The sequence below is a fragment of the Nostoc sp. genome, from assembly GCF_036917515.1.
In the GTDB taxonomy this organism is placed as follows: Bacteria; Cyanobacteriota; Cyanobacteriia; order Cyanobacteriales; family Nostocaceae; genus Nostoc.
Genome location: NZ_JBALDE010000258.1, coordinates 39306 through 51976, shown reverse-complemented (window position 1 = coordinate 51976; position 12671 = coordinate 39306). Strand labels below are relative to the sequence as shown.

The following is a 12671-nucleotide window of genomic DNA, read 5'->3' as shown; positions in this document are numbered from 1 at the left end:
CACAGGAGTAAGGTTTCATTCTACAGGCACTTAGACGTTGATATACTCCATCATCCCATACTGTATTGCACTCAAGCAGGAACTGCTATATTTCTTATGATTCTTGTAAAAGTTCTGGTTGCTGCTTTGGTGGATAAACTAAAACAGAACGATCGCCTGGATCAATTAACCAACCCAAACGACTACTATGTTTTAAACAATGTAGAATATTTCCAGTTACTTTAATTTGGCTTTGTTCTGGTGAAAGAATCTCAATTGTTCAGTCTGGATATGTTTTGAAGACATTAGCGACATCTCCACGCTGATCTAGAGGAATTTGTTCCCAAGCAAACACAGCTACATCAGGGACAATTGAACGTCCGCCAAAAGTACATCGCAATTCTGGGAAAGCAAAGGCAATTTTTCGACTTTCACCTACTTCATTTATACTTGTGACTAACTTACCTTGTAATTTACTATGTTTTCCTTGAGGCATTGGCTTTTGAATAATTTGACCCTTGATGTATTCTGAGCTAGGTTTTGTTTCTGATAACTTCAAAAACTCATCTAAACTTATGGGTTTAGTTGGTAATTTTACCATGTATTTGTACATTTAAATTTTTAATTTAATTAATCATCCTAAATAAGCTTTTTTAACTCGCTCATCACTAATTAATTCTGATGCTGCACCTGTTAAGGTAATAGAACCGGCTTCTAAAACATAACCGCGATCAGCAATTTGTAGTGCCAAATTAGCGTTTTGTTCAACTAACAAAATAGTCACACCTGTAGCTCGCAGATTTTCAATAATAGAAAAGATTTCTCGGACGATCGCAGGTGCTAAACCTAAGCTAGGCTCGTCTAAAAGCAACAGTTGTGGTTTACTCATGACAGCGCGAGCGATCGCTAACATTTGTTGTTCGCCACCGCTGAGGGTTCCTGCTAGTTGATTGCGTCTCTGTGACAAGCGTGGAAATAGCTCAAATTGGCGCTGAATATCTGCTTTTATCTCTGCTTGATTAGAACGAATATAAGCACCCAAAAGTAAATTATCAAATACTGTTTGCCGCGCTAATACTCTCCTTCCTTCAGGACAATGGGCGATACCAAGTTGTACAACTTCGTGAGTTTGGTGGCGGTTAATATTATGTCCATTATAGATAATTACGCCACTCTTAGGATTAACTACTTTAGATATGGCGCGGAGTGTAGTTGTTTTTCCTGCACCATTAGCACCAATTAGAGTAACTACCTCGCCTTTTTGAATAATTAAATTAATCTTTTTCAAAGCTTGGATGCCGCCATAATTTACATCAAGTTCTTGAACTTCTAAAATTGTATAGTTTGGCTTACTATCGGCTTTCATGGGCGGTTTATATTCAGAAATGTTGATTCAAAACCTAAGATACATCAATCATACATTTCTTAAAACAGTGCCTAGATATTGCTTCAACTTAAAAATTAACGACAGAATACTGCAATCCATATGATGTACTATTAATTACTGATAAAGATATCAAGCGTCCTGTGGCAAAAGTAGCAGATATTGGTAGCAAGCGACTAATTAATTTAGCTCCCGATGCATGGGTAAAGTGGGTGACACAGCGTCCTGAAGTCGTGGCGAAAGAAATTCTCGGCTCTGAGTTTCACTGGATTAGCCGCGAAACGGATGTGTTGGTGAAAGCGTACAGTGCTACTCACGGGGATTTTCTAGTACTAAATGAACTACAACTGCGTTACACAGCACAGATCCCTCTACGGATGAGAGCATACACTGCCTTAGCACAAGAACGCTACCGATTGCCAACTTACCCAGTACTGATCAACATTTTACCGCCCCCATCCACCTTAACTATTGACAGTAGCTACGAGCAGGAATTTTTGGGATTACGTGCTATCCAAGATTATCGCGTGATTAATTTGTGGGAAATCGATGCGGAGATAGTATTTGGGCAACCATTACCATCGTTGTTACCCTTTGTGCCAATCCTGCAAGGAGGGGGAGAGGTATCAGTTGTGCAACGCGCATTACAGGCGCTACGAGCAGATGAAGAGTTGAACGAATTAGAATCATTGCTGGCATTTTTTGCTAGCTTTGTGTTAGACACGCCTTTAGTGCAACAAATCATGAGGTGGGATATGGCAGTATTGCGAGAATCGCCTTGGTATCAGGAAATTGAGCAAAGAGGTATTCAGCAAGGTCTTCATCTAGGTACGCTACAGCAGCTAATTCGGGTATTAGAACAACGCTTTGGTGAAATTTCCCATGAGGCAGAAATAAGGCTTGAGGGCAAGAATGTGGAGCAATTAGAAACTTTAATGGATAGCGCGATCGCTGTGAGTTCTTTAGAGGAATTTGTGAGTATTTTATCTACTTGAGCAAACAGCGTAGGCGTGCAGCGACTTGTCGGTAGACATCGCCTTTAAATTTTTCACAATTATTATCTGCCTAAATTATTCAAATCTTCAAGGGAATTGGACATACTAATTGCTCAACCCAAAGACTGATTGCCCTCTAGCCTTCTTAAAACTACACCGAAACTGTTCTCAAAACTGCAAACGATGGGTCAGGATACACACTGTCTATACTATCGGCACTTCCTCAAAGTAGTAAACATCAAATTTGTTACTCTTCTGAGAAAACTTGTGTGTACATGGTAGCCTTTTCAAGGGGCTAGAGAAGATCAAAACTCCCACGAAATTGTGCCCTGTACGGTGAACGGCTCGCCAGGATAAACACGCAAAAGATCACTAGCAGACTCAAAATAATCCACATCAAACAGATTTCTGAAATTAAGCTGTGCGCGGAGTTGTCCTTGTTTATAGAAAATGGCAGCATCAGTACGGAAATAGCTCGGTAGTTCAAAGGAATTTTCTAAATCTGCCTGGCGGTTGTCCACATAGAATAATCCCAAACCAAAGCCGAGTCCTTTGAGACTACCAGATTGAATTTCATACTTCGTCCACAAATTGAAACTATTTTTTGGTACATTGTTGAGGCGATTACCTGGTGTGTAAGTTTCGTCCTCGGTGATTTTGGCATCCGTGTAAGCATAACCTGCAATCACATTCAAACCGGGTAAGATTTCCCCCCCAATGTTGAATTCGATACCTCGGCTGCGCTGCTCACCTGTTTGAATCGCAAAATCTTGATTATTTGGGTCTTCAGTCAAGACATTCGAGCGAGTCAGATTATAGAAAGCAAGTGTTGTAGAAATTCTCTGATTCAAATCTGCCTTAACCCCGACTTCATACTGCGTAGAACGTTCTGGTTCAAAGGTGCTGCCATCAAAGCTAATTCCAATCGCTGGAGTAAACGAGCGACTGTAGCTGGCATAGAGTGAAATTGGCTCTATAGGTTGGTAGACAATACCGAAACGAGGGCTAAATGCATCGCCTGACTGGCTGCTTTCGGTGTTTGCCACCAAATCTCCATCTGTCTGTTTAAAGGCATCAAACCTAACACCCAACAGCAACTTCAGATTCTCACTTAGCGCGATCTGATCTTGGACATAAATACCCAGTGCATCTGTTAGAGAGGAATTATTTGGAGTACTGGTAGTTTCACCAATGGATTGGTTATACACTGGGTTAAACAGGTCAATGGGTGCTGCATTAGCATTCCTAAATAAAGATTCATAAGAGAATCTACTTAGGTCAAATCCAAACAATAACTGATGCTGGATGGAGCCAGTTGAGAATTTGCCAATGATGTCTGTAGCCAGATTGTAAGCCTCGTCATTAAACTCTCCTTGATTAAATACTCGATTTAGTATTCGGTTATCCTCGAGAGGAGTACCATCACGTAGAAAAGCACTGGTTTCAAAATGATAAAATGTTGCCCGAAAAGCGTTTTTTAATGACCAGTTGTCACTAAATTTGTGTTCTAAACTGTATCTAATTCTACCAATGTCTTCATGAACATAATTGTCATTCTTGTTAGGTCCACTAGTGTTCAGGTTGCGTGGTATTTTCCCATTTGGGTTAGGTAGTACAGTGCCGACGGCTGGTAGCCACAATCGATTGGTGTCTGCACTTATATACTCTCCTTCCAGAGTTAGCTTTGTTCGCTCACCAATTGCAAAACTAAAAACTGGCGCAATGAGTAGATTTTTATCATGAGCAAAATCGATAAAACTGCCTGCATCTTTGTAGGACACATTCAGTCGATACAGCGATGTTTTGGTATCGTTTAAAGGCCCTGATAGATCCACAGCGCCCCGATAATAGCTGTAACTTCCAACCGTTGCTTCAAGGGCATAGTAAGGATTGGCGAGGGGCTGCTTGGTAATCAAGTTGATTGTGCCACCCGGACTACCATCACCAAACAGAGCTGAAGCTGGACCCTTGAGGACTTCCACTCGCTCTATATTGGAAAGTTCCAGCGATCGTCTACCCCGAGGATCTGCCAGACCATTCCTGAGGAAAGTCCCATTATCAAAGCCCCGAATAGTAAATGAACTTTCTTCGGTATTGCCAGATGATCCCAATGTTGTAATTACACCAGGAACATTTCTTAAAGCATCGTTCAAGCGGGTGACTTGTTGGTCTTTGAGTACCTGTTGGGGTACAACTTGAATTGATTGTGGGATGTCGCGCAAGGGTGTATCGGTTTTGGTCGCAGTGGTCGCATCGGGTACGCTGTATCCATCTTGTTCTCCTGTAACCACCAGCTCAATTGGCTGATCGCTTTCTGCCGATGGTTGCTGTGGCTGATTTTGGTTTGTTGGCTGCTCAACTTCAGGTGTTGGTTGTGTTTGGGGTGGCTGCTGTGCAGTAGATGCAGCAGTTGTCAATCCGAAGATAAGACCTTCATCACTGTCAAATAATTCGACTTTTGGTGAGCTTGCCTCACCTATGACTGTCACCCGAATAGTATTTGCATCAAAATTTGTTACTGTTATTTCAGTAACTCCCGCAAGTGGTTTTTCTGAACGGAATGTAAATGCCTCGCCTGACGGTAAGCGCAACTGAGCATTAGGAATATCAGCAATAAAACTATTACCAGTACTGCGATTAGTAACTTGTAATTGTTCCCCTTTGCTAGTTTGTAGAATCACCTCCACACCTAGTGCGGTGGGATTAGCTTTCACTGCCGTCACTTGCACAACTTCACTTGCAGGTGTTGCTTGTGGGGTTGGCGATTGAGAAAACAACCCGCTAACAGTTGTGGCTGGGCGTTCCATCTCACTGACTTGCTTAATTTTTGTAATTACTGTTGGCGAATTTTGTTTTACTTGTGCCCGTACAGATTGTGCCATCAACAATGGCAGAAAACTGATCACCAACCACAGCCAAATAATAGATGACAACCGCTGACTTCTCACAATAATACCCCACATTCCAGTAACCAAAACCCTCTTTGTTGAGAAGGTTTCTGAATAAACTCGAAATGTAGATTACAGGAATTGGATGAGTCGCGTCTACCCCAATACAGAACTAATCATCGTCAAACAGACTTTTCTGGCAACAAACACTGACTTGGAGAAATACCAAACTTACGTTTAAAAGCAACACTAAAGTGTGTGGGATTGCAGTAACCAGTCATAATTGCCACTTGCAGCACTGTGTGATTTCCTTCTCTAAGCCAGCGTTCTGCTCGCTCCATGCGTTTGTCTGTCAAGTAACCAAATACGGTAGTATTAAAGAGTCGCTGAAAACCACGTTGAAGGGTGCGATCGCTTACTCCCACCTGTTGTGCTAATTCTAATAATGATGGTGGATTAGCTAGGCGGGAGAGTAAAATTTCTTTTGCTTGGTATATACGCTCAACAGTTCCAGCTCTAAATCGTGGTTGTGGTTGCAGTCCACCTTGATCAGCTAAGAAGGGGGCAAGTTGCAGCGACATCAACTCTAGCACCTTCGCCTGTAAATACAAACGCTTTGTCATCCCGTGGTAGGGACAGTTGACTATTTGCTGTGCCACTGTCTGTATTGCTATTGTAGTTTTTGGGTAGAGCAATGTCTGCCACTCGTTACCTTTTGCCAAAAAACGTAGTTGCGGTAGAATTTCTCCGTCCCCTGTAGGAAAAAAGGTTGCCAACAACTCAACAGGCATACTGACACCAATACCCACCTGCGCTTGAGAAGCCAAAAAAGTCATATTTCGTTGAATGCCACCACCTGAAATGAGTGTGTATCCTTCTCCTAATTGCCCTCCAAATTCATCTATAGTTGTTCCTGAAATACTAACAGCAAATTCTAAAGGGTGAACGCATTCACAGCCTGGTTCCAGTATGTCATCGTAGTATTCGTAGTTACCAATCCCCAGCCATACTTGGGGATGCACTTCTATACTTCGGCTATATCCTTTGCCCAGTTGCCTGGGTATTTGAGAATAAGATTCATAAGGCTCTAACGAGTTTTGCTGGCTATTTTGTCTAGCTTCTGCCCAAAAATCTCTTTCCTGTTCCAACGTTAGGGTAATGGTCATAGTTAATGATAATAATAAAATTTATCATTAATTATAAGTTAGTACGGCGTTAGCAGAGCTTACGGTCGGTATCGCTCATGAGAGTTTTCAGTCACCACTTTACGGAATGTTGTAACTAGAAATAATATTGAGGAACTACAACAGATTTTGTAATTTAAGCAGATAGTTAGATATCATTCATTTCCCAAATAAGCTTCAATGACAGCTGGATCATTTCTGACAACTGCTGGTTCACCCAAGGCAATTAATTGACCAAAATCTAATACAGCAATGCGATCGCACAAACCCATAACCAATGGTACATGGTGTTCTATAAGGATGATCGTCAAATTAAAGCGATTGCGTAGGCTACGGATAAATTCACTCAATTGCTGCTTTTCGTTAGGGTTCATTCCCGCCGCTGGTTCATCAAGAAGTAAAATTTGCGGTTCTAATGCTAAAGCACGGGCAATTTCTAGCCGACGCTGATCGCCATAGGCAAAGTTTTTGGCTTTTTCGTCAGCGCGATCGCTTAATCCTACTAAATCCAATAAATCTAAAGCTTTTTGCTTAGTCTTCAACTCTTGATTAGGCGCTGGTGGTAATCCCAAAACTCCTGTAATCATATTACTTTTAGTGTGTAAATGTCGGGCAATTATCACATTTTCTAACGCTGATAATTCCCCAAATAACCGGATATTTTGGAAGGTACGGGCAATACCTAAAGCCGCAATTTGATGAGGACGCAGTTGAGAAACTTCTGCACCTTGATAAATTAATTGACCGCTAGAAGGTGCAATGAAGGCAGTAATCAAATTAAACAGTGTTGTTTTGCCAGCACCATTAGGGCCAATCAGTCCAAAAATCTCATGTTTATTTACACTAAAAGATACATTATTTACCGCCACTAAACCACCAAAGCGACGAGTTAATGCTCTTGCTTCTAAGACAATACTATTATTATTTTCTGGAATACTATGTGCCATTTTTGCATATTATTATGAATAACTCACTTTTTAGTTTTGCGTCTTTGAAAAATATCTGGAGTAATTAGCCCTTGGGGAAAAAAGATTGTACCTATTACTATGAGGAAGCCAAAAATAATTAATCTACCATCTTGCAAAAATTGTACTAACCAATTAGGTAAACCACCAGTATCAGCTAGGCTTCGCAGAATCTCTGGTAAGGCTGTAAATACCATACCTCCAATTACCGGACCTAAAAAAGTTCTTGAACCACCAATTAAAACAAAAGTTAAATATATAATACTGGCATCAAAAGTACCTTGACGAGCATTCCAGGTATTAAGGAAGTGAGCGCTAATTGCACCTATAACCCCTGCAAGTATAGCCCCTAGCGTAAATGCTAAAACTTTGTAATAAGTGGGAGCGATTCCCATTGCACCCGCAGCTAATTCATCTTCGCGGATAGCAATGAAAGCCCTTCCAACGCGGATGCGTTCTAAACGATAAAGTAGCACCATACTAATTAATAGTAAAGGTAGAGCAATCCATAAATATTCAAGTTGTGTTTGGAAAGGTTGAGGAATGCCAAAAATTCCGACAGCACCGCCTGTAATATCTAGATTCAGGGCAATGACACGCAGAACTTCCACAAAAGCGATAGTTGCGATCGCTAAATAAATTCCTCGTAATCGTAATGCTGGAATTCCCACTAATACACCCAATAAACCAGAAATTACACCCGCAATCAACATCTCCAATAACAACAATGGAATCGGAAATAAACTACTGCTGGATATGAAAACTTTTGTAGATAAAATTGCGGCAATATATCCACCTAAAGCATAAAATCCAGGACTAGCTAAAGACAATTGTCCTGTCATTAGCGGTAAGTAAAGTGATAACCCTAGTAGTGCCCCCAATACCATAGAGACAATTAAAGAAGCGTAAGTAGCGAAAAAATCAGCCATTTTATTTTAAAATATTTTCATATAATTTAAATCACACTATTGCTTTTATCAACTATTAAGCTATTAATATTTGCTCTGCTGTCAGCAGCAATTTAGAAAAAGTTAATGACACAATTTGTTCTGAACCTTAAATTGCTTGAAAGTTAATTTTTGTTTGATGTATGTTTTCATGGTGTTATGCTTCTTTAAACTTTCTGAATAAACCGCCGTCCTAACAAACCTTGAGGTCTAACTAATAGCATAATAAACAAAATTCCAAAGGCTACTGCATCTTTATATCCAGAGTATTCAGCAGGGACAAACGCCTCAACTAATCCAATTAACAAACCTCCTACCACTGCACCAGGAATACTACCTAAACCACCTAAGACAATTACCGCTAAACCCCGCAATCCAAAAGCAATCCCGAAATATGGCCCAGCAATACTAACACTAGAAGCGACTAAAGTTCCTGCTAATCCTGCTAAAAAACTGCTGATAAAGAATGTTAGGATGATAAAGCGATCGCTATTAATTCCTAACAAACTAGCTGTAGTTGGATCTTCTGCGATCGCTTGCATTGCTTTACCATATTTAGTTCGATTGATAAAATAGGTAAGAATTACCACAATCACTACTGATACAGTAAAAATTACCACCTGAACACTGCGAATCGGAATTGGGTTTTCTGGACTACCAAAGTTAATTGCAGGTGGCAAATTACCGTAAGTATCTGCGGGGTACGTGTAACTTTCCGCGCCTATTAAATACTGGATTAAATTCACAATTACCACTGCTACCCCCAAGCTGGAAACAACAGTTAGCAAGGGATCGGAGCCTTGACGGCGCAAAGGTTGAAAAGCAACACGTTCCATCACTACCCCTACCAATCCCGCCAAAGTGCTTCCTAAAATTAAGGATATAGCAAATGGTAATTTTATCGGTAAGACTGCATTAGCCAGCAAGCCATTAAATCCAAAGTTCCCACCCATAAGTGCATAAGTGAAATATGCACCCAAGGTAAAAATCGCGCCATGAGCTAAATTGATGATGCCTAAAATAGAATAAACTAAGGTATATCCCAAGGCAAAAATTGCATAGACACTGCCAATGGATAACCCATTTAATAATTGCTGCAAAAAGAGATTGATATTCATCTAGCAACTATTTTAAAAATGTGAATTTACCTTGACTTCCATCTTTTTCCATTTTGATTTGGGCAACATAGAAATCTTTTTGTACAACTTCACCTGTAGGAGTAAAACCAATTTCGCCTAACGGTGTATTGTATGCTCCTGCAAGTATTTGTTTGTTTAACTGCGTTCGTAATTCTGGTAGCTGTAGTTTGTTGATTTTGTTTTTCTTATCTAAAGATTGCAGTGCTTCGACATAAACCTGCACTGCTGCAAAAGCTTGGGCGCTAAATTGGGGTGGTTCTTTTTTATATTCTTCAATATAGGCTTTACGAAACGTCGCGTTAATTTCACCTGGATGTTCTGGACTGTAGGCTTGAGCAATCAATACCCCATCACAAAGTGCTTTACAAACTGGAAATAAATTCGATGTATTTAAACCATTTCCACCGACAATTAAACCTTTATAACCCAGTTCCCGCAATTGCCTAACTAAATTACCACCATCAGCAGCCAAGCCAGAAATAATTACCAAATCTGGTTTAAGATTAATTGCATTGGTAGCTTGGCTTTGAAAATCTGTGTCACTGGTTTGGAATTTTTGCACTGTTACCAATTCTAGCCCTTGATCCTTAACTGTTTGCTGAAAAATTTCCGTTTCTGATTTGCTAAATGCATCATTTTGAGCATAGAAAACTGCGACTTTTTTCAGTTGGGGATTTTGCTTAAGTGCAGCTTTCACAGAATTAGGCGCAACGATGGAAACTGGTGCAGAAACACGAGCAACGTAATCACCAATTTCGGGAATATTTTTAGCAGTATTTGATGGGCCAATAATTGGTACTTTTGCCCGTTCGCCAATCGGATCGGCACTAAAAGCTTGCTGTGACAAAGTTGGCCCGACAATTCCTATAACTTTATCTTTATTAATTAGAGTTTGAAAAGCATTAATTGCTCCTGCTTCATCACCACTAGTATCTTGAAAAACTAATTTAATTGGTGTACCATTAACACCACCTTTGCTATTAAAATACTTCTGGGCAAGTTTAGCTCCAGCAACTTGCTCTTGACCGAGTAATGCCACATTGCTAGTTTGGGCAACACCAATACCGATGGGAATAGCACTTGATAATGTACCTGTTGTCGCTGGCGTATTGGTTGCAGTGTTATTTGGGGTACTATTAGGACTATTAGTTGAAGAATTTGTCACTGTGCTAGTGCCACCACCACAGCCTGTTAGTAGCAAAGCGCAAGTTGATAATAATGCTGTTGTCCGAGCGATCGCGTTGTTCATCGTTGGATAATCATCTGGTTATGAGATATTCGGCAAGTGTTAATAGCAAAGTTCATAATCTGCAAACAAAATGATGCAGATTTACACTTTTGCACGAATTCTATTAAATCATTCTTATTTCACCATGCAAAGAGAAATACTCAAAGTGCTTGTAAATACAAATTATTATAATTAGTAATGATTTTATCATTACCTGGTTCTAGTGCTATGAAGTCGCTGGAAAATTATCTGCATCAGGGCGTCTGTGTTAACCAGACAATCTTAGGTGGGTTGAGTATTGAGTGAGGAATCTTAAGTGCTTTTTTCATTACTAGTTAATTCTTTCGGTTCGTAGTGACGGCAACCGTTACATGGGCCTTCGGGATTGACAGCACAACGCATGTAGCCAGATCGGGCATTATATTTGCAGCTGATATCGCCAATTAGATAACCTACCCCTTCTAAATAATAGCGATCGCCTTCCACAGGTCTAAGGTTTTGCCGTCCCTGTACTATTGGAAAATTCATCGCTGCTTGCCTCATCCGCAAGCGCGATCGCCGGGTTTTACGCATCATCCACAGGGAAAACAGGGACGGTAAAAAACCAATGGCAATTACTAAAAGTGCCTTTAACACCTTCTTTTTACCTCCTTTGGGCGCTGATTGATTGTCCCTGATGTTTACACTCTGATTTTACGGAAGTGCAAATATTAGGGCGGCTTTGTTTCTTTGTCACCAACTATGGTTGCAAAGAAATAATGGCAGTGTAGTATCTAGCAATTTTGAGGAATAAGTTCCTTCTGCCACTTCAACCAGCATAACTGTTACAACCTCAGGGGTGATCTGCCGTTGAATGTTGATAATTTTAAGATTTGTTGACTAATACCTTTTTGAAGAAGCGTTTTGTGTCAGCTTCAGCTTTATTGTTGTTTTTTCTGTGTCGCTGCGATGCTAATCTTTTTCTGGTTTGCTGACGAAGTTGCTGTGCTAGCAGTGTAGCTTCTCTTTCGGCTCGGAATAAATCAACTTTTCGCGTTGTCAAAATAAATGATTCGTCAGACTTTTGTTTCACCCAAGGGATGCTAACTGCGAAATACTGACAAATATTTTTGCATAGCTCCTTTATCAAGAATGGGCAACGTTTTTGAGTATTCATTTTGTTAGCGATCGCTTTCAACTCTAATATCGCTACTTCTAACTCTTCCGCCATCTGATTGATGCGTTCGACTTGCGTTATAAAACGCTCCTGTTCACTGATGATTTTTTTTTCTTGGGGTTGCAGTGGCACTATCGCAGTAGTTACAAATGTAGGCTGGAACAGCAAAATGGGCTTTTTGTCCGTGTCTGGAATTTTTTTCATACTACCTCAAGCAAGGCTAGCTGACTTTTAAAGCATTTTAGCAGCTAGTTAGTAAATTTGTACTATAAAATCACCCCACCCCGGTTTTGTTTAAAGCCAAAACTGCCCGTCCCCTTCCCAATTCCCTTTCATAGCGATCGCTTGAGTTTAGAAATATTCCGTAGATGCATAGCAGTTTGTCGTTATATCATGTCCGGCTAATCACTATTCATATTTTGACAAAGCAACCTGCAAAAGGGAAAAATTGAGTACAATTACTCATGCAGAATATGGGATTTAGGGGTGCAAAGGGCACCCCAGTATGAATTATTGCGTCAAAATCTGACGGGTTAAAATACTCATAACTTCATTAAGATTAGCTGTTGGTAGTAGTGGACTCCAATCACCTACATTTGCATAGCCCAAAACATGCAACAAGTGAATGGTGCCGGTAACAGCTTTGGGTGAACCAATTAATAAATGTTTAATCCGTTCTCTTCTAGGTGATGAGTCTTGGAAAGATGAATGAAAAGGAGGTATGTCACCGCCTTGTCTGCCCAGAAACTGGGCTGGTTGTGATTTGGCGAACTTTTTTGATTGTGCCATGATAATATTTGACTCCG

General features: G+C 40.4%; 11 protein-coding genes and 1 pseudogene. 1 reads left to right on the top strand and 11 read right to left on the bottom strand.

Features of this window, described 5'->3' with window-relative positions; translation table 11 throughout:
• Positions 1–100 precede the first annotated feature (100 nt).
• Positions 101–580 (bottom strand): annotated as a pseudogene (locus tag V7K89_RS33350) (Uma2 family endonuclease); the annotation flags it as partial.
• Positions 581–613: 33 nt separating this feature from the next.
• Entirely contained in the window at positions 614–1345 is a 732-nt protein-coding gene (locus V7K89_RS33345; protein ID WP_335195049.1) for an ABC transporter ATP-binding protein, read from the bottom strand.
• Positions 1346–1506: 161 nt separating this feature from the next.
• Between V7K89_RS33345 and V7K89_RS33340 the strand changes: the two genes are divergently transcribed.
• A complete protein-coding gene (locus V7K89_RS33340; RefSeq protein ID WP_335195047.1) occupies positions 1507–2358 on the top strand; it encodes an Rpn family recombination-promoting nuclease/putative transposase in 852 nt (283 codons plus the stop codon).
• Between the two features lie 305 nt (positions 2359–2663).
• Here the strand turns inward: V7K89_RS33340 and V7K89_RS33335 are convergent, their stop codons facing one another.
• The 9 genes from V7K89_RS33335 to V7K89_RS33295 form a co-directional block, all read right to left on the bottom strand.
• Entirely contained in the window at positions 2664–5321 is a 2658-nt protein-coding gene (locus V7K89_RS33335; RefSeq protein ID WP_442941832.1) for a TonB-dependent siderophore receptor, read from the bottom strand.
• A 107-nt stretch (positions 5322–5428) separates the two neighbouring features.
• The gene (locus V7K89_RS33330; protein WP_335195043.1) at positions 5429–6412 is read right to left on the bottom strand and encodes an AraC family transcriptional regulator; all 984 of its coding nucleotides are present in this window, start codon (positions 6410–6412) and stop codon (positions 5429–5431) included.
• Between the two features lie 173 nt (positions 6413–6585).
• Complete coding sequence (locus V7K89_RS33325; RefSeq protein ID WP_335195042.1) at positions 6586–7377, bottom strand: ABC transporter ATP-binding protein; 792 nt, start codon at positions 7375–7377, stop codon at positions 6586–6588.
• Positions 7378–7400: 23 nt separating this feature from the next.
• Positions 7401–8324: a branched-chain amino acid ABC transporter permease gene (locus V7K89_RS33320; RefSeq protein WP_335195040.1), complete on the bottom strand. Its 924-nt coding sequence runs from the start codon at positions 8322–8324 to the stop codon at positions 7401–7403.
• Between the two features lie 185 nt (positions 8325–8509).
• Complete coding sequence (locus V7K89_RS33315; protein WP_335195038.1) at positions 8510–9460, bottom strand: branched-chain amino acid ABC transporter permease; 951 nt, start codon at positions 9458–9460, stop codon at positions 8510–8512.
• Positions 9461–9467: 7 nt separating this feature from the next.
• Entirely contained in the window at positions 9468–10730 is a 1263-nt protein-coding gene (locus V7K89_RS33310; RefSeq protein WP_335195036.1) for an ABC transporter substrate-binding protein, read from the bottom strand.
• Positions 10731–11021: 291 nt separating this feature from the next.
• A complete protein-coding gene (locus V7K89_RS33305) occupies positions 11022–11345 on the bottom strand; it encodes a DUF6464 family protein (protein WP_335195034.1) in 324 nt (107 codons plus the stop codon).
• 229 nt (positions 11346–11574) lie between these two features.
• On the bottom strand, positions 11575–12069 hold the full coding sequence (locus V7K89_RS33300) for a hypothetical protein (protein WP_335195032.1): 495 nt from the start codon (positions 12067–12069) through the stop codon (positions 11575–11577).
• Positions 12070–12375: 306 nt separating this feature from the next.
• Positions 12376–12654: a hypothetical protein gene (locus V7K89_RS33295; RefSeq protein WP_335195030.1), complete on the bottom strand. Its 279-nt coding sequence runs from the start codon at positions 12652–12654 to the stop codon at positions 12376–12378.
• Positions 12655–12671: the final 17 nt, after the last annotated feature.

Excerpts from the sequence above, each read along its gene's own strand:
- V7K89_RS33345 (WP_335195049.1), bottom strand. The coding sequence starts at position 1,345 with ATGAAAGCCGATAGTAAGCCAAACTATACAATTTTAGAAGTTCAAGAA.
- V7K89_RS33335 (WP_442941832.1), bottom strand. The coding sequence starts at position 5,321 with ATGTGGGGTATTATTGTGAGAAGTCAGCGGTTGTCATCTATTATTTGG.
- V7K89_RS33330 (WP_335195043.1), bottom strand. The coding sequence starts at position 6,412 with ATGACCATTACCCTAACGTTGGAACAGGAAAGAGATTTTTGGGCAGAA.
- V7K89_RS33325 (WP_335195042.1), bottom strand. The coding sequence starts at position 7,377 with ATGGCACATAGTATTCCAGAAAATAATAATAGTATTGTCTTAGAAGCA.
- V7K89_RS33320 (WP_335195040.1), bottom strand. The coding sequence starts at position 8,324 with ATGGCTGATTTTTTCGCTACTTACGCTTCTTTAATTGTCTCTATGGTA.
- V7K89_RS33315 (WP_335195038.1), bottom strand. The coding sequence starts at position 9,460 with ATGAATATCAATCTCTTTTTGCAGCAATTATTAAATGGGTTATCCATT.
- V7K89_RS33310 (WP_335195036.1), bottom strand. The coding sequence starts at position 10,730 with ATGAACAACGCGATCGCTCGGACAACAGCATTATTATCAACTTGCGCT.
- V7K89_RS33300 (WP_335195032.1), bottom strand. The coding sequence starts at position 12,069 with ATGAAAAAAATTCCAGACACGGACAAAAAGCCCATTTTGCTGTTCCAG.
- V7K89_RS33295 (WP_335195030.1), bottom strand. The coding sequence starts at position 12,654 with ATGGCACAATCAAAAAAGTTCGCCAAATCACAACCAGCCCAGTTTCTG.